Here is a 16,247-nt window from a genome sequence, read left to right on the forward strand (position 1 = left end):
ACACCACCACCCACAACCCGCGGCCGCCGGACGACGGAAGCGGTGCACGAGGCACGCCGGCTGTTCCGCGGCGGCGAGCTGGCGCCGAGGCGGTGCCGGCGTTCCTCGAGCACCCGACCCCGGACGCGTCGGCCCGCGCACCACCACCACGGCGGCGAGCCGGCCGCCCGCCCGTGGGTGACGCCAGGGCCGCCCGCTCGTTCTCCTGGGCGGAAGGGGAAGCCTCCCGGGCTTCTGTTCCGCCGCTCGCCTGGCGAGCGGGTCTTTCGGCTTGCCGTACACAAACCCCCGGGAGGGGGCGGGGGCCCAAAGACCCCGGGAAAAGGCCCGTGTTCACCGCACGGGCCTTTTCCCGTGTCCGGGGGGCAACCGGGGCGGGGGTGCCTAGAGCTGCGGGGTCTTGAGTGCTTCCCTGGCTGCGGCCTGGTCGTGCTCGTCTAGGGCCCGGTACAGGGTCGACCTCTTGATGCCAAGTGCTGCGGCGATGGCGGGCACGGGCTCCTCACGGTGCCGGCGGGCGAGTGCCGCGGCGAGCTGGTCGGCGCTGACGGCTCGGGGGCGACCACCGCGGCGGCCCTTCGCATGGGCGGTCTCCAGTCCGTCCATGGTCCTCTCGTGGATGAACTCGCGCTCGATCTCAGCGAACACGGCCACCACGACGAACAGGATCTTCCCGGGGCCCTGGGGATCGTAGATGCCGGCGAGAGGTCCGCTCAGGATCTCCAGCCGGTTGCCGAGGTGCTGGATGTCCTGTGCCGACACGATCAGCTCGACCATGTTGCGGCCGAGGCGGTCTAGCCGCTGCACGGTGAGGATGTCGTTCGTCCGGAGGGAGTCCCGGGCTTGTACGTACTTGGGCCGGGTCGGCTGCCGGGTGCTGATCACCTCGTCAAAGATCCGCACGCACCCGGCCGCGCCGAGGGCGGTCATCTGGGCCGTGAGGTCTTGACCGCGTCGGCTGGCCCTCGCGTACCCGATGCGGTCGCCGGGCCGCTCGGCCACGGCCTCCGTGATCTCCGGGGCCGGTCCGGGCTGCCAGAGCTGCCCCGGTCGGCGGTCGGCGGGCATCCGGACCGCCGGGCCGGACCGGAGTTTGGGGAGTCCCGCGTACCGGCCGGTGTGGTAGACCGAGGCGACAAGCCCCGTATGGGTCCGGCATGGCGAGCCGGCCGGCACCTCGCATCGCGGGCAGGGCTGACGCTCGATCAACTCGGCCCGCGCCAATTCGTCGGACTTTCCCGGTTCTTCCGCTAGTGGCACCTTTACCCGCTTTTCAGTCGTCCCGATAACGTATCCCGATTCTCCGGCGGCGACTGAGGTTCCGGGACGGGTTTCGGGACGAATATCGGCGAGTTCCGGCGCCACCCGGTCGCCGTCCCGGAACCGATCGTTTCCGGGACGCCCTAGCGTGTGCACGCTAAACCGATCCGTCCCGTGCCTTCCCGCCGAACGCCTCGTTGTCCGGGCGTGATCACGAAAACGGATGCGACCTTGGCGGTTGCGTGGGTGCAGTGCAGCGGGTGCCAGGGCTCGACCCGGGCCGTGTTGATGGCCGACCCGGTGGCGCCGATCATGGACGCTGGCGCTGAGCACGTCCGCGAGGCACACCCCGGCAAGAGTGCCGCCAAGATCCTTGGGTTTCTCACCGGTCATGCCGGGCTCGTCGACGGCGCCTCGCCGGATGACCCCGCCGGTTGGCTGGAGCTGTGGAACGCGGCCTACCCGCCCGACTTCGGACCCGGGATGCCCCAAGCTGCAACGGAGAACGGCTGTACGGCCGTGTAGGCCGCGGTTCCCGCCGGGCGTCGCCGTACGCCTTCGCGGCTGTGACCCGGTCCCGCGCCGAGGGCCTGACGCTGCCGAGGCCGCCCGCGTAGTCTGGTGAAGCCCGAACCCGGAGGTCGCAGAATGTCCGCTGAACCCCTCGGTCACTCGGGGCCGATCGACCGGCCCCGTACGGTCGGCACGATTCGCCGCGCACTGCCGCCTGAACTGCGCGACCGCTTCCAAGCGGCGTTGGACGACGCGCCCCCCGAGGATCTGTTCGCCCTGGTCGCGCTGTGGGGGGCGGTCGCGCAGACGGCCACCGATGCGGGCGCGGAGGCGGCGGCCGGCGCCGTCCGGACCGGAACCGCGGCCACGTACGAGATCGGCGACGTGTTCCTCGCGCTGGCCGGGACTCTGTGAGCCGCTATCGGGTGGTCTTCACGGACGCTGCCCGGGAGGCCCTGCAAGAGCTGGACGGCGCGGAGCGGCTGGCGGCCATCGCCCCCGGTGCCCTGTCGCGGGAGGCCCTGCGCGCGCTCCTCGCCGGCACGGCCCTGGGCACGCTCCTGGAGGACCTGGAGACGCTTGCCGCTGATCCCTACGGCGGCCCGACCCTGGCGCGGACTGCCGGTGCGGAGGATGACCGTACTGGCCTGCTCGGCGCGCTGGCGGTCACCTACATGGTGAGCCCCGCCACGGAACCGCCCGTGATCACAGTGACCACCATCCGGCCTCCCAAGAGCGCGTAACGCTGTCCGGCATGCCGTTGCCCCGCCCGCAACTCGCGGGCGGGGCAACGGCGTTCGACGGCGGCAAGAGGGTCAGGCCACGCCCCCATCGTGCCCGACTGTCGCAGTCCAGGACCCTCGCGAGAGGGTGAGTGTGCCGTCCGGGTCGATCCGCACATGCGCCCCGTAGACCGGCAACCCTCCCTCGCGGTTGAGGCGGTGCCGGATGCGTTCGAGGCCGTCCCACAGGCGGCGCGGGCCGCCCTGGTGCACCGTGGGCGAGTTCAGGAACCCGTCCGCGCTCGCGCGGGCCCACGACCCGTCAGGGTGCAGCATCCACACGGTGCGTGTGTCCCCGGCGGTGGTGGTGCGGTGGTCGATGCCTGGCACGGTGAGTGCGAGCATCGACATCACCTCCCACGAATCCGGCACATACAGCAGCGGGTACCGGCTCGTGGTGACGCTCTCTCCCTCGGCCTCCTTCGCCTTCTCCCACAGCTCGTCTGTCTGCCGGTCGTAGTCGTCGCCGTGCCGGGTGCGCATGAACCCGGCCGGGTCGGGGGCGATACGGCCGGTGGCGCCGCCGTCCTCGGTCTTGTCGGCGGTGACGATCAGCCCGGTTCCGGTGAGCGTGGTCACCAGCCGTCCGCCAGGCCGCAGGGCGGCCAACCACGATGCGGGAACGGGACGCACGGACACGGTGGACACGATCCGGTCGTACTCCCCCGGCAGATAGCCGGTGATGTCGACCACGGCCGTACGCGGGTGCAGCCCGATGGAGTCGAGCCGCCCGCGCGCGGTCGTGACCAAGTACGGGTCGACGTCCACGCTCGTCACCCGCTCGTCGCCGAGGCGCCGGCACAACAGGGCGGTGCCGTAGCCGGTGCCGGTCGTCACCAGTACCCGGGAGTCGTCGGCGATCATCGCGTGCCGGTACATGGTCACCACCAGTCCCGGCAGCGTGGACGACGACGTGGGGCTACCCGCCGCGACGGTGGCGCCGGGCTCGGCCTGGTCGGCGTGCACCGGGCCGATGCGGGTCACCAACGTGCGGTTGGCGTAGGCGGCGCGCATCCACGCCCCGGCGTCCGCCGGGCCGTCGTGCATCTCCCACGCCTGACCCTCGTGCGCCCACCAGCGGGGCACGAACACATGCCGTGGCGTCGTGGCAAGCGGCCCGAACCAGCGCGATTCGGGCCGGACCACGTCCGGCGCCAGGCGCCGCGCGTGAGACTCCCAGTCCATACCGGTCACCTCCTTCTAGTCGTACGAGGGTTCACAGGCCGGGGTCTCGGCCGGGGAGCAGTCGGAACCGTCCTGATCAGGGTTGCAGGCCGTGACGACGCCGGGCGAGGGCATGCACGAATCCTCGTCCGGTGTGCAGCCGGCGCGGGTCCCGCGCGGGATGCTCGCGGCGACCTGCGCCCACTGCTGCCCGCCGAAGATGGCTGCGAGCGGGCTCGTGCTCACGTTCCCGGTGGGCAGGAAACGGCCCAGCACGCACGGGGTGACCGTGCCGTCCGGCAAGATCGCGGCCTTCCCGTCCGCGCACCGTCCGCACAGTTCCGACGTGGACGGGATCGCCGCCGTACGAGCCGCGTTGCCCACCTCGCGTACCCGGTCGATGTGAACGCGGTCCACGCCGAGGGCCTGCATCTCGGCGCGGGCCTCCTCGCTGCGCTGGCCCGCGCGCATGTGGATGATGCCGACCTTCAGGCGGATGCCGCGCTCGATGGCTTCGGCGATGTTGGCCCGAGTCTTGGCGTGGCTGCCGGTCCGACCGGTGATCTCGTCGTGCTCGTCGGCGTCGTCGGAGTAGTACGACGTGGCCAGGCTCAGGCCGGGCCGCTCGAACAATGCCCAGTGCCGGGCCGACACCCGGTAGAGGTTGCTGAAGACCTGCACGCGGAGCCCGGTATTCAGTGCGTGGTCGGCCAGGCCGTCGAAGTCGGGGTGCATGGTCGCTTCCCCGCCGATGAACTGCACCGTCTCCACGCCGAGCGCGGCGGCCTCGTCGATGACGCGCCGCCAGTCCGCGGCCGTCATGGTGCCGTGCCCCTTGGTCGGCCCGGCCTGGGCGTAGCAGTGCGAGGCGCAGGTGAGCTGACAGCGGCCGGTGATCTCCAGCTCAAGGAACCTCAGGGGTGCGGGTGTTGCGGGTGCCTCGGGAGCGATCGTCACGATCCGGTTCCCTCCGGTCGGTGGTGCCACGGTGCCCGACCGCCGGGACAGCGGCCGGGGCCTGTCACGGGCCCGGCGGGCACTCGGTGCCGGGACCCGGTGTGCCCCGCCCGGACAGAGAAGGGGAGTCCGGGCGGGGCGTCGCAGGCCCGCGCGGTGGCGCGGGCCTGCGGGTCTAAGGGGCGCCGTTGGCCACCCACCCGGCGTTGATGACGTTGACGCCGGCATACAGGCACGGGCCCCCGGCCAAGGTCGCGTAGCCCCAGCTCGATTCCATGAACGCCCCCGGCAGGGTGGGGAGCTGCACGCCCTGAGCGGGTTCGAGATCGTGCGCCGGGATCACGCTCACGGTGGCGCGCGTGCCTGTGATCATCGCCGTGACGGTGACGTACGGGCTCGGCTGGAGCTGCAACACGTCCTTGGCGTAGTCGGCGGCAAGCTCGCCGAGTAAGTCAGCCACGATCCAGCACACGCCCCAGCCCTCGTACGTTCCCGCCACGCACGCGTAGACCCGCTCGTACATGTCGGAGCCGGCGGGCCAGGTCCAGCGCAGGGCCTCGGCCACGCCCGGAGCCGGGGCCGGAGCCGGCGGGATGACGACGGCCAGCTTCACCGTGTCATCGTCAAGCGTGGCTGCGGGGTACATCCGTGTCCTCGGTGGGCTCGTAGGGGGAATGGGTGACCTCGTCGGCGATGCGTGGGGGCATCTCGCGCCGGGGGGTCTTCAGGCAGGCCATAACGGCGGTGCCGATTCCGGCGGGCCGGATCTCGTACCGGCTGGCCAGGGCCTCCACGAGGAACAGGCCGCGGCCGTGCTCGTCGTCGTCGTCCGCGTGCCGGGCCTCGAAGCGCGTGCGGGGGCCGCGGTCGGCGACGACCACCCACACCGCGTCTCCGGTGAGCACCACGGCGACGGTGACCGTGTCACCGGCGGCATGGGTGACCGCGTTGGTGACAAGTTCGGAGACGATCAGCGCCACGTCGTCCCTGATCCGGTGAGGTACGCGCCACTGGTGGCATGTGCGGGTGACCCGCTCTCGCGCCGTGTGCGGGGTGCGATCGGACCGGCCGGGCAGTGACCACACCATGCGCAGATACGGCCTGGTGGGCTGCGGCGCGGGAAGCGGGCGGCCGAGGCCGTGCGGCGGCACCGGTCGCAGCGGGCGCCACTCGACAAGTTCAGCCCGAGCGCGGGCGCCCGGAATGGAGTCGGCGGTCACCGGTCCCCCCTCGGGGACGTGTCCGGCGTGGGGTAGCCGCCAGCGGCCAGGGGTGCCCACGAATACCGCACCCGTACGCCGTGGTCCTGTAGCCACTGGATCTCGCGGTGCCTGAGGTCGTGGCAGGAGTTCGGGGCGATGCTCGCGGGCCACCGGGTGATGACCACGCCGACCTCAGCCGATTCCGCCAACTTCCGCACGCGCTGCCATCCTTCGCGGCGGCAGGGGTCGGGTTCGCCGTACGGGTCGGTGACGGTCTCCGCGAGCGACAGACCGCGTGCCTGGGCGAACTCACGGCCCTCCGCCTCTGCTCTGTCCGCCGCGAGGCTCGGTGTCAGCGTCCCGCGCACCGCGCACACGTACAGCACCGCAGAGGCCAGGCCAGGGCTCCCGGTGGTGGCGGTCCGCTCGCCGGACTCCGGGGCCTGGTCGCCGTGCCGGGCGGGACCGGATAAACCGGCCTCGCTCTGGGCGCTCGTCGTGGCGTTCTGCTCCTGGGCGGTACGTGCGGTCATCGCGGCGCCTCTGCTCGCGGACAGTGGTCAACAGCGGGTGCCATCCCCCACGGGGGAGAGGGACGACACCCGCGTGCGACCGTGCGTGATCGACGGACCGAGATCTGACGAGCACTCAACGGCCTTGCCCCTACCATGCTCTCTTCTGTGCATGGTCCGCAACATTGCGAGGAAAAACCGCAGAGTCGGAACAGGTGTTCCCCCCGCAACCCCCCTCGGCGAGCCTGCAACGTTGTGCCAGAATCCACACATGGCCACTGCGCAGACACCACCGCCGATTCTCAGACGGCGACTTGGGGGCTTGCTCCGCCACTACCGGAGGGAATCCGGGCTGAACCTCTCGCAGGCCGCGAACATCCTCGGCTGGGAAAACACGAGGATGAGCCGCATCGAGACCGGCCAGTACCAGATCAAGGCCGATGAGGTCTCGACCCTTCTCACCTCGTACGGCGTCACCGAGGCCGGGACCATCAAGGAGGTGACCCGGGTCATCGACTCCGGGCTTCGCGCCTGGTGGGCCGCGTACGCAGACGTGCTGCCGCAGACCTACGCAGACAGCATCGCTCTGGAGTCCGAAGCGGTACTGATCCGCGCGTACTTCCCACAGCTCATTCCGGCCCTTCTCCAGACGCCGGCCTACGCGCACGCGATCATCTCCAGTTCGCCGCGGGCCGCAACCCAGCGGACTGCAACCGCGCTGGTGCAGGTACGCCAGGCCCGAAAAGAGATCCTGACCCGGCCCAGCGGGCCCACTGAACTGCGCACGGTGCTCGATGAATCCGCCTTGTATCCGCGGGCGGGCTCGGCCTCCGACCTGATGCGTGATCAGCTCCTCAGCCTCTTGGACATGTCGGAACGAGGGAACATCACCCTTCGCGTCATGCCACTGGACGCACCCGTGCATTCGGGACTCACCAGCAATATGACGATCATGGATTTCCGGCACCCCTGGCCCGCCCTGGTAACGGTCGACCACACCCGGGGCGGGGTGTTCCTTGAGGCGCCGGAGGACGTGACCGCATTTACGGAGGTGTTCGATGCCGTCTACGAAGCGGCCTTGTCCACCGAAGAATCACGCACCGTGATCAAGAAGTACATGAAGGGAACACCCCATGCCTAAGGCCGTGGCCCGCGCCATCGACCTGCCAGGAGCCGCCTGGGCCAAGTCGTCGTACAGCGGCTCTGACCAGTCGCAATGCGTCGAGGTCGCAGACGTCCGGCCGCATTTCGGCCGGATCGCCGTACGGGACTCGAAGGACCCCGCCGGCCCCGCGCTCCTCATCACACCCGACCAGTTCGCGGCGTTCACCAGCTTCGCCGCAAGATTCGAGGTCTGATCGCCTCACCCGTACGCGACTGTGGGGCCGACTCTTGCCGAGTCGGCCCCACAGTCGTTTGCGGGCTGCCGCCCGCCTGGCTATCGGCCCAAAGGTTCCTCGACACCTTGGTTCCATGGTTCCTTGACGGCGGATTCCGGGGTGTTCCTAGCCAGGTTGAAGCGGTTGGTTATAGGTGCCTCGTCTCCTTGGTTCCTCGGCACCTTGACACCTTGGAACCTCTATTGGCGTGTGCACGCTAAGCACCTCCCGCCGGAGGTCCACAACTGGCGAAGGTGCCACCTCCGGCGGGAGGTGGCACCTTCATTCGTTCATTTCCCCTGCTGATGGTGGCGAGTGAACGCCTCGGCCCACTCGTCTTCCTCGGTGGATACTTCTGGATCTTGGTCCGTCGCGGGGCGGCCTTCTCCTCCCCCACCGTCCGGGGGCAGGATCGCCCATCCGCCCTCAGGCTCGGGTACAGGTGCCACCTCGGGGGCCGCGCTGGATACCTCTTCGCGCTGGGCCTTGCGGAGGTCGGACAGGTACCGGCGCACGGTGTTGTACGCGAGTCCCGTCATATCCGCGATCTTTGTAGCCTTCTGCCTGTCCGACTGCTTGCGCTCCTCGGGGCTGAGACGTTCGTACGCGAGCTGCACGGCCTCGACGCCGGGCATCGTGGTGAGGTCGATGACCTCGGCCTCCTCGGCCTGGTCCTTGGCCTCGTCTGGGTCCTCGTCGGTGTCCTGCTGGGCAGGGATGCGGACGTGGATGGTGTCGGCTGGCTGTCGGGAGCGATCGGCCATGACGGTCTCTCGGCTGGCGGCCTCGGGCTCGTTGTAGGTATCCACCTGGTCCGGGGACGCCGATGCGGTGCCGTCTTGCAGAGATTCGCCGCCCTCGGTGTCTCCGTCCGGGTATGAGGCTCCGGCGGGCCCCGGCGTCGGGAACCGTCCGCCGGCCGCTAGTGGATACGTCGACTCGTCGGTGTATCCACTCACCGGAGATCCGGCCTCGATTTCATGCCGCGCGGACTGGCTGGAGTGGATATCGTCCGCCAGCGAGACGGGCTGAGCCATCTCGGCGAGCTGTTCAGCGAGCTGTTCGGCGTCAAGGGCGACCCCGTATCGCGCGAGCCTGAGCGGCATCACGAACTCCACGGGCGCCTTGCGTCGCCACCCTCGGCCGAACTTGGCGCGGAGCCGGGCCCGGTACACCATGCGGGCCTGTTCGAGCCTGACCACCTCGTCATAGCTCCTCAGCTCCCACAGCTTCATCCGGCGCCACAGCAGGAATGTGGGAAGGGGGGCCAGTAGCCACCGTGCGATCCGCACGGACTCCATGTGCCTGTCCGCGGTGATGTCGGCAATCCGGCCGACAGCGTGGCGGGCGGCCTCGACGCTGACCACGAACAGGATCGGGATCACGGCGTGCATCCCGACGCCGAGGGGATCGGGCCAGGCCGCGGCCGCGTTGAACGCAATGGTGGCGGCAGTAAGCACCCATGCCGTCTGCCGCAGAAGCGGGAACGGGATGCGGAGCCACGTCAAGAGCAGATCGAGGGCCAGGAGGACGACGATCCCGGCGTCAATCCCGATCGGAAAGACGTTGGCGAACCAGCCGAAGCCCTTCTGTTGCGCGAGCTGGCGCACTGCCGCGTAGGAACCGGCGAAGCCAATCGCCGCAATCACTACAGCGCCGGCGATGACGATGCCGATCAGTGCTCGGTGTGTCCTGGTCAGTTCGATCTTCGGCGCGGCGGAATCCGCGGGCGCCTCGGCCTCTTCCGTGGCCGTACTCTGGGGGTACTGCATGGGGTCCTCTCCTTGCGGATGGCCCTAGGACCGCGCTTCTTGGAAGGTTGGGCGGTTCCTGGGGCCGCTTGCTGTCAGTAGGTCGGCTGGGGCTCGTGCCGGGCCTTGATCTCGGCGGCGAGCTGCGGGTGGATCTGGAACAGATAGGCCGTCAGAGCCTGTTCCACCAACGCCTCTTCCTTGCGGCCCTCGACGGCTGCGGCGATCTTGAGGGCCTGTTTCAACCAGGGGTCGACGCGGGCGCCCAGCTTGGGGCGGTCGGCCGAGGACAAGCGCCCTTGGCTCCCTGGTACCTCGGAACCTTGGTTCCCTGTCTCCTTGCCACCCGCCTGTCCGCCCTGCTGTCCAGGTGGCGGCGACAGGCTGCCGCCGCTTTGCCCCCTTGGTTCCTGGGGACCTTGGGGACGTGCGCCCTCGGGGTCGACGGGGTGGCCCTGGGGGGCCTTGGGCGGCTTCGCGGCGCCTGCGTTGGGGTCGAAGTCGTCTTCGTCCTCCGGGGGAGCGGACGCCGGCTTGGGTTCGGGCTTGGCGGCCATGTCGGTGGATGCTCCTTGGTCGTCAGTCGTTGAGGGCGCGTTCGGCGATGCCCCGGAAGATCGCGGCGGCCTCGGTGGCGTCCTTGTCGTTGCCGTAGGCAGACAGGGGGACCGATGCGCCGGCCGCACGCCGGATCACTTCCATGTCGTGCACGATCGGGTCGTGGATCTTCCCGGTGAAGTGCTCCGCTGCACGCAGCTCCGCAACGCGTGTACGCGACTCCACCCGACCGTTCTTGCCGGCGGTTTGGTACATGTTCACCCACACACCGCCGAAGATCAGATCAGCGTTGTGGTGCCTCTGCACCATCCGGATGGTGCGGTGGGCCTGGTGGCTTCCCTCCACGCCCCACTTGGTCGGTGAGGTCACGATGTGTGCCTCGTCGCTGTCCGCCAGGGCGTTGATGGTGAGCTGACCGACGTTCGGAGGACAGTCCGTCAGTACCAGGTCGAACGGGTCCAACACGCCCTCGCTGACGATCTGCAACCGGCGTTCGCGGGGTGCCCCCGGGCCGTTGTCGTTCTCGCGGCTGGCGAGCGCGAGTTCCGCTGGGACGATCCACAGTCCCCCCGGCCACTGCTTGCCCGTACGCCTTATGGCGCTGCCGAGACTGCCGGGCACCACTTCACCGGTCTCCTCCTCCGGCCTCATCACGTCGTTCATCGTGTACTCGCCGTCCTCAGGTTCCACCGACGACGCACTGTTGGCCTGGGGGTCCATCTCCCGGATGAGTACGCGGGCGCCCAACTCTGCGGCGGCGGCGCCCACGTTGATGGTCCACGTGGTCTTTCCGACTCCGCCTTTCTGGTTGACGTACGCGATGCGCTTCGTCCGTTGCCTGATCCTGGGCCTGGCCGAACTGGCCATCGTCTTGCCACCTTTCCCCATCGACACCTTGACGCCTTGCGCCCTTGGTACCTCGGAACCATAACGGCCTGCCTAGCGTGCACAAGCGAACACGCGACCTTTCCGCTCCTCCATTATGCCACCTTGGGGACTTGGTACCAAGGTTCCTTGACACCTAGTTCCCAAGGTGGGGAAGATGGGCAACAGAAAGAGGGGCCGGGTTGGTGCCCGACCCCTCACAGTTCGGCCCTGGGCGCGGCGGTGGGTGCCGGCTCCTGGGCCTCGATCCCTTACGGAGGATCTGCCATGAGCGTAGGCGACAGCAGGGGCAAGCTCGGCGCCGGCACTGCCGAGACAGGGGCTCACGCCTCGGCGGCCGGTGCTGCGGTCGTGCCGGCGGGCGGCTGGGCGATCCTGCCCCCGGTCGTGGACGACTGGGGGAGGCTGGCCGAGGCGCTGAACGCCCCGGGCAAGCCGGTGGTGTACGTCGACAGTACGGCGGCCTGACCGCCAATCCCCTTGCGACTGAGGCCCTACACCCGGTGGGTGTAGGGCCTCGTTCCTGTTCGGATGGCGACACCTTGGCGTGTACACGCTAAGCGGGTCGGGTGGCGCCGACCAATCCCCCCGAGCGGTAGAGCTTGACTACCTGGACGTTCTTGCCGGTCCTGGGGGCTTCTAGGATCTTGCCGTTCCCGTAATACATGGCGACGTGGTACGCGTCGCTGCCGCTGCCGGTGTGGGACCAGAAGATCAGGTCTCCGACTTGCAGCGCGTCCATGCTGACGGGGTGTGAGGCGGTCGCGGTGTACTGGTCGGCGGCGGTGCGGGGGAGTTGGACTGTCGACCACCACGCGTTTTGCGTCAGGCTGGAACAGTCGAATCCCTCGTGACTCGCCGCGAAACAGGCCCCGTTCAGGTACCCGTTGTTGCCGGAACAAAAGCCGGTCGACGGCCCTGCGGGGGTTCCTCCTCCCCATACGTACGGGAGCCCCAGGTACGTGGCGGCCTTCCTGACGGCGTCGGCTCCGGAGCCGGTGCCGACGACGGTCGGCACGTCGTCCACCCACGCGGCGGCCTTGGCCATGATGTCGCGGACGTAGTTGTAGGTCTGCCCGCCGGCGAACGACTCCGGCGGTACTCCCTGGTACTGGTCGACGCGTCCCCACCCGGCGTTGTAGCCGGCCAGGGCAAGAGCTACGGCGCCGCCCGGGTATCCGCTGCTCTTGGCTCGCTTGATGAGGGCGCACATGTACCGCCCCTGGGCCATCACGGCGTCGCCTATGTCGTAGGGGGAGGCGGTGCCGCTGCCGTCGTCGTCGCGGCCCCATGTCCCCCATGAGGCATCGGTGAACTGGGCTGGGCCCTTGGCCGTGCCTGAGGTGGTCTCCGGCCCTACGGCGGCGGCGTTGAAGTTGGACTCTTGGGAGATCTGGGCGGCGATGAGCGCGGGCGACATGTCGGAGCACAGGGCGCCGGCCTTCATCACCCACGGGAGGAAGTCCGCGGGGACCTTCCCGGCCTTGATGCCCGTCGTGGTGGCGGCCGAGGCGGACGTACCTCCGACGGCCGCGGTACCGATCACGCTCGCCAGTATCAGCCCTGCGACTCCTGCGACGGCCCCGGCTGCGAGCTTGGTTGACACGCGGTCCCTCCCCTTCGTCCCTGCTTCCCTGCCTTGATCTCCTTGCGCCGTACTTCCTTGCCGGCCTCCCACGCGGCTGTCCACTCTGCGGGGCTGACCTGGTAGCCGGCCGCCCACCGAACCGGGTCACGCACCCCGTACACCCCGGCTTCAACTCGGCTGACCATCTGGCCGCTTACGCCGATGACCTCGGCGGTCTGTTTCTGCGTCTGTCCGGTGCGGCCCCGTAGTTGCTTGAGCGTCGGCGTCGCCTTCCCGACCGGAGAGAGCTTGTCGACGGGGACGGCCAGGGCGACGGCCAGGGCGCGGAGCACCCGGGCCGAGGGGCAGTGCTTCCCGGTCTCGGCCGCGCGCACGGTCTCGGGGCTGACCCCGGCGAGCAACGCGAGTTCTGCACGGCTGAGTTGGGCCCGTTGCCGCAGGTCTGCGAGCACGGAGGGCCGGAAGACTCCGGGGGGTTGTGGGCTCATCGATCCCAACTTTTATAAGTAGTTTCTAGACGTAACTCATGTTAGCCTCTCAGTGAGGATTCGTATTCTGCAAGTCACTAGGGGGATGTGATGAAGCGTCGAACTCCCGCCTCCCCGACCGCTCCCAAGAACGGCCTTGCCGTGCTGGGAGCACACGGAGGGGCGGGAATGTCCACGGTCGTGCGTCTGCTCGACCCGCAAAGCCAAGGCTGGGCGGTGGAGTTGTCCCCTGGGCAACACCTGCCCCAGTACTACATCCCGGTTGTGGTGACTCGCTCAACCGCTTATGGGTTGCACAGGACGCAAGACCTCTTGAACCGCTGGCACCCGAGCATCCCGAGGCCGTATCTGGTCGTCATCCGTGACGCCCCGCTGCGGCCTCCGCTGCCCGTCCGCTACCGGCTGCGGACCGTGGCCCCGCGCACGCTGGGCATCGCTCACGTGCCGTACCTCTACCGGCTCCGGCTGGTCGACGACCCCGCCGAGGCCCTGACGGACACTCCGGTGTCCAAGGCCGCCCGCGAGTTGCGGGCCTCCCTCGGCTTCTCCGACTGATGGAAGGAATCTCGTTGATGTTCGATCCGCACCACCTGACGGTCCTGGCGGACAACCTCCCCAACCCCGGCCCGCAGGCCCCGCCCGGAATGGGAAAGACCTTCTCCGACTGGATCTCGTGGGGGAAGTACATCGGCATGTTCGCCGGTGTGATGGGCCTCATCGCCTGCGGCGTCATGATGATGGTCGGCCGCCGCAACCGCTCCCACCTCTCGGCCGAGGGCGCTGGCGGCCTGGTCTGGGTCATCGCGGGCGGCTCGGTGGTGACGCTCTCGGTGAGCATCGTCACCGCGCTGATGGGCGGCTGAACCGATGACCCTCGACCTGCAACGCGCGGCGGCCCGGCGTATGCGCCGGCTGCTGTTCGCCGCCGGCGGTGTGATCGCGGTCCTGGCGGCCGTGGTGGTCGTCCTGGTGGCCAACAGCGGCGGTTCCCCCTCCGCTGCGCCGGGCTCGTCCTCGTCGGCGGCGCCCTCGGGCTCCGCCTCGGCCTCGCCGCTGCCCACCGCGTCCTCGGACGGCGGATACGTCGCCCCTGAGAAGTGGGTGGTCCTGCCCTCCGGCACAGGCAAGAAGGACGGGTTGCCCGTCCAGTTCGGGCACACCGCCGAGGGCGCGGCCGCTGCGGCCGTGGCCAGCATTCGCAACGGCTGGAGCTGGGACCCGGATAAGGCCGCGACGGCCGCCGCGGTGTACGCCGTGCCCTCCGATGCCGCCGCGGTGAAGGAAGAGGCGCGGAAGTCCACCACCGCCTCGCGGCTGAGCGCGGGCGTTCCCGGAACCGGCGCCCTCCCCTCGGGCGCCCACATGAACGTGTTCGTCATCGGGGTGCAGTTCACAGCGGCCACCGCCGATGAGGTGAAGGTGTCTGTCCTCGCCCGGGTCGTCTACACCCCCGGCAGCGGCACGAAGGAGACGACACAGCTCATCGCCACCACGAACACCTACGTGTGGACCGCGAACGACTGGCACTCGAAGACGGGCGCCCCGCAGACCAGTCCCGACGCGTCCGACCTGGGCACCTCCGGTTTCAACACCGCCGGCTGGTCCGCGATCCAGGAAGGCGACACCCGATGAAAACCTTGCGTGCCCTGCTCGTCGCCATAGTGCTGGCGCTGCTGGTGCCTGCGGCTGCCCCGGCCATGGCGGCGACTCTTCCGGCCAGTGCCGTGCCCGCCGTCGCGCCCGCCTCCGTGGCGGCCGCCGTACCGGCGCGGCTGCCCACCGACATCGGTTGGTGGGACGTGGCCTGTAACGCCGTCCTGACTCCGGTTCTCGGAGCTGGCGGCCCTGCGACCTGCGTCGCTGGAAAGATCCTCGCGCCAGAGGCCAAGAAGGCAGTGTCAGATGCCTTGCAAAGCACCGTCGTCAAGCCCATGGCTGACGGCATGGGCGAATTCGTAACCCAAATGCTCAAAACGGGGCTCACCTGGTGGCTGACGACTCCCAGCATCCAAGTAAAGGATTCCGGGGTCGCCGATTCCCAAACCGGCAAGCTACCTGACGGGTCAACAGTCACATTCTCTCTGCAAGCTCTGATGCTCGGTGTCGGCCAGATCATCGCCATCCTGCTGGTGATGATGCAAGGCATCCGGGCCATGATCCAGCGCAAGGGAAAACCGCTGGCTGACGCGCTACAGGGCATGATCATCAATGTTCTGGTGTGCGCACTGGGCATCACCGTCATTGATTCTCTGCTCGTCGCCTCGGATCAACTCACAGAGGCGATCATCAATGTGGCTTTCCATGGGGATGCCAAATTGACCGAGCGCGTGGTGGCCATGCTCCTGCCGCAGGGTTTCAATCCCATGGGCCTGCTGGTCATGGCGTGCATTGTCTTCCTGGTCGGCGGCGTTCAGTTCATTCTGAACTTCCTCCGGCAGGCGGCAATTCCGATTCAAGCCCTGCTGCTGCCGATCGCGGGCGCGGGACAGATCGGCGGAGAGAAGACAAAGCAATGGCTCCCCAGGATCTACACGAGTATCGGCGTCGTGATCGTCTACAAGCCGGCGGCCGCGCTGATCATCTCGGCCGGGTTCGTTGAGGTCGCCAACGGCAACGACTTCGTGGACTGGTTCCGCGGCCTCGTGACCCTGGTCCTGTCCGTCTTCGCGCTGAAACACCTGATGGCGCTGTTCGCACCGCTGGGCGCGGCCATGGCCGGGGCTACGAGCGGCGGCTTCTCCGGCGCCCTGGCGGGAGCCGGCGGCCTGATGGGGATGATGAGCGGCGGCGGCAAGGGCGACGGCGGGGACTCCTCGACGTCCGCCGTGCAGCACGCACAGGCCATGGACAAGGCCGGAGCCGCTGGCGGCACCGCTGGGACTGCTGCCGGAGCCCACCCCGCCCTCGCGGCCGCACAGGCGGCCAAGGCGGGCGTAGACAAGGCTGGCGGCGCCATGGGCGGCCAGGACGGCGGCGGCATCCCCCAGCAACAGGGCGGCTCCGGCAAGCAATCCGGGGGCGGCCGCGACGGCCAGGGCCAGGACGGCGGCTCGGCTCCGGCCGGTGCCGGCGCGAGCGGGGGCGGCGGCTCGAACGCCGGTGCCGCGAACACCTCGAACGCTGGCGGCAACGTGACGATCGCCGTCCGCGCGGCCGAGGCCGGAAACAACGGGCCCCGTCCGGGCCAAAACAACGGAGGGCAGTAAGC

General features: G+C 69.2%; 21 protein-coding genes. 10 read left to right on the forward strand and 11 right to left on the reverse strand.

Annotated features, from left to right (window positions below):
* Positions 1-384: 384 nt before the first annotated feature.
* Complete coding sequence (locus JHN45_RS32870) at positions 385-1,068, reverse strand: recombinase family protein (protein WP_201052568.1); 684 nt, start codon at positions 1,066-1,068, stop codon at positions 385-387.
* A gap of 504 nt (positions 1,069-1,572) precedes the next feature.
* On the opposite strand from JHN45_RS32870, the gene JHN45_RS32875 reads away from it, so the two are divergent.
* The 3 genes from JHN45_RS32875 (at position 1,573) to JHN45_RS32885 (ending at position 2,516) form a co-directional block, all read left to right on the forward strand.
* Positions 1,573-1,785, forward strand: a complete 213-nt coding sequence (locus JHN45_RS32875) for a hypothetical protein (protein ID WP_201052570.1) — start codon at positions 1,573-1,575, stop codon at positions 1,783-1,785.
* A gap of 123 nt (positions 1,786-1,908) precedes the next feature.
* Positions 1,909-2,187 carry a hypothetical protein gene (locus tag JHN45_RS32880; RefSeq protein ID WP_201052572.1) on the forward strand — a complete coding sequence of 93 codons (279 nt, stop codon included), beginning with the start codon at positions 1,909-1,911 and terminating at the stop codon, positions 2,185-2,187.
* Positions 2,184-2,516: a hypothetical protein gene (locus tag JHN45_RS32885; protein ID WP_201052574.1), complete on the forward strand. Its 333-nt coding sequence runs from the start codon at positions 2,184-2,186 to the stop codon at positions 2,514-2,516. The genes JHN45_RS32880 and JHN45_RS32885 overlap by 4 nt, the downstream gene beginning before the upstream one ends.
* A 72-nt stretch (positions 2,517-2,588) precedes the next feature.
* On the opposite strand, the gene JHN45_RS32890 is transcribed toward JHN45_RS32885, so the two are convergent.
* The 5 genes from JHN45_RS32890 to JHN45_RS32910 all read right to left on the reverse strand — a co-directional run bounded on the left by JHN45_RS32890 (position 2,589) and on the right by JHN45_RS32910 (position 6,411).
* Entirely contained in the window at positions 2,589-3,740 is a 1,152-nt protein-coding gene (locus JHN45_RS32890; RefSeq protein ID WP_201052576.1) for a protein-L-isoaspartate(D-aspartate) O-methyltransferase, read from the reverse strand.
* 15 nt (positions 3,741-3,755) lie between these two features.
* Positions 3,756-4,676: a radical SAM protein gene (locus tag JHN45_RS32895; RefSeq protein WP_201052585.1), complete on the reverse strand. Its 921-nt coding sequence runs from the start codon at positions 4,674-4,676 to the stop codon at positions 3,756-3,758.
* Between the two features lie 175 nt (positions 4,677-4,851).
* Entirely contained in the window at positions 4,852-5,289 is a 438-nt protein-coding gene (locus tag JHN45_RS32900; RefSeq protein WP_201052587.1) for a hypothetical protein, read from the reverse strand.
* A gap of 10 nt (positions 5,290-5,299) precedes the next feature.
* Positions 5,300-5,896: an ATP-binding protein gene (locus JHN45_RS32905; RefSeq protein WP_201052589.1), complete on the reverse strand. Its 597-nt coding sequence runs from the start codon at positions 5,894-5,896 to the stop codon at positions 5,300-5,302.
* Entirely contained in the window at positions 5,893-6,411 is a 519-nt protein-coding gene (locus JHN45_RS32910) for a hypothetical protein (protein WP_236584366.1), read from the reverse strand. The genes JHN45_RS32905 and JHN45_RS32910 overlap by 4 nt, the downstream gene beginning before the upstream one ends.
* Before the next feature lie 250 nt (positions 6,412-6,661).
* Here JHN45_RS32910 and JHN45_RS32915 point away from each other — a divergent pair, with 250 nt between their 5' ends.
* Together JHN45_RS32915 and JHN45_RS32920 are read left to right on the forward strand one after the other, a co-directional pair.
* A complete protein-coding gene (locus JHN45_RS32915) occupies positions 6,662-7,531 on the forward strand; it encodes a helix-turn-helix transcriptional regulator (protein ID WP_201052591.1) in 870 nt (289 codons plus the stop codon).
* A complete protein-coding gene (locus JHN45_RS32920; protein ID WP_201052593.1) occupies positions 7,524-7,748 on the forward strand; it encodes a DUF397 domain-containing protein in 225 nt (74 codons plus the stop codon). The genes JHN45_RS32915 and JHN45_RS32920 overlap by 8 nt, the downstream gene beginning before the upstream one ends.
* A 311-nt stretch (positions 7,749-8,059) precedes the next feature.
* On the opposite strand, the gene JHN45_RS53335 is transcribed toward JHN45_RS32920, so the two are convergent.
* From JHN45_RS53335 to JHN45_RS32935, 3 genes are all read right to left on the reverse strand, one after another.
* Positions 8,060-9,541, reverse strand: a complete 1,482-nt coding sequence (locus tag JHN45_RS53335; RefSeq protein WP_236584368.1) for a DUF2637 domain-containing protein — start codon at positions 9,539-9,541, stop codon at positions 8,060-8,062.
* A gap of 74 nt (positions 9,542-9,615) precedes the next feature.
* A complete protein-coding gene (locus JHN45_RS32930) occupies positions 9,616-9,813 on the reverse strand; it encodes a hypothetical protein (protein WP_201052595.1) in 198 nt (65 codons plus the stop codon).
* Positions 9,814-10,099: 286 nt separating this feature from the next.
* Positions 10,100-10,945, reverse strand: coding sequence for a ParA family protein (locus JHN45_RS32935; protein WP_201052597.1), 846 nt, complete (start codon positions 10,943-10,945; stop codon positions 10,100-10,102).
* Positions 10,946-11,230: 285 nt separating this feature from the next.
* Between JHN45_RS32935 and JHN45_RS32940 the strand changes: the two genes are divergently transcribed.
* Positions 11,231-11,431, forward strand: coding sequence for a hypothetical protein (locus tag JHN45_RS32940; protein ID WP_201052599.1), 201 nt, complete (start codon positions 11,231-11,233; stop codon positions 11,429-11,431).
* An 88-nt stretch (positions 11,432-11,519) separates the two neighbouring features.
* On the opposite strand, the gene JHN45_RS32945 is transcribed toward JHN45_RS32940, so the two are convergent.
* Both JHN45_RS32945 and JHN45_RS32950 read right to left on the reverse strand, forming a co-directional pair.
* On the reverse strand, positions 11,520-12,509 hold the full coding sequence (locus JHN45_RS32945; protein WP_307783264.1) for an NlpC/P60 family protein: 990 nt from the start codon (positions 12,507-12,509) through the stop codon (positions 11,520-11,522).
* A gap of 11 nt (positions 12,510-12,520) precedes the next feature.
* Positions 12,521-13,039, reverse strand: a complete 519-nt coding sequence (locus JHN45_RS32950) for a helix-turn-helix transcriptional regulator (protein WP_201052601.1) — start codon at positions 13,037-13,039, stop codon at positions 12,521-12,523.
* Between the two features lie 312 nt (positions 13,040-13,351).
* On the opposite strand from JHN45_RS32950, the gene JHN45_RS32955 reads away from it, so the two are divergent.
* Genes JHN45_RS32955 through JHN45_RS32970 form a run of 4 tightly spaced genes read left to right on the forward strand, consistent with a single transcriptional unit; the run spans position 13,352 to position 16,245 of the window.
* Positions 13,352-13,594 carry a hypothetical protein gene (locus JHN45_RS32955; protein ID WP_201052603.1) on the forward strand — a complete coding sequence of 81 codons (243 nt, stop codon included), beginning with the start codon at positions 13,352-13,354 and terminating at the stop codon, positions 13,592-13,594.
* A gap of 17 nt (positions 13,595-13,611) precedes the next feature.
* A complete protein-coding gene (locus JHN45_RS32960) occupies positions 13,612-13,902 on the forward strand; it encodes a hypothetical protein (RefSeq protein WP_236584370.1) in 291 nt (96 codons plus the stop codon).
* A 4-nt stretch (positions 13,903-13,906) separates the two neighbouring features.
* Positions 13,907-14,671: a hypothetical protein gene (locus JHN45_RS32965; protein ID WP_201052605.1), complete on the forward strand. Its 765-nt coding sequence runs from the start codon at positions 13,907-13,909 to the stop codon at positions 14,669-14,671.
* Positions 14,668-16,245: a hypothetical protein gene (locus JHN45_RS32970; protein WP_201052608.1), complete on the forward strand. Its 1,578-nt coding sequence runs from the start codon at positions 14,668-14,670 to the stop codon at positions 16,243-16,245. Before JHN45_RS32965 ends, JHN45_RS32970 begins: the two co-directional genes overlap by 4 nt.
* Positions 16,246-16,247 lie beyond the last annotated feature (2 nt).

Source organism: Streptomyces sp. MBT53 (assembly GCF_016654115.1).
Taxonomy (GTDB): Bacteria; Actinomycetota; Actinomycetes; order Streptomycetales; family Streptomycetaceae; genus Streptomyces.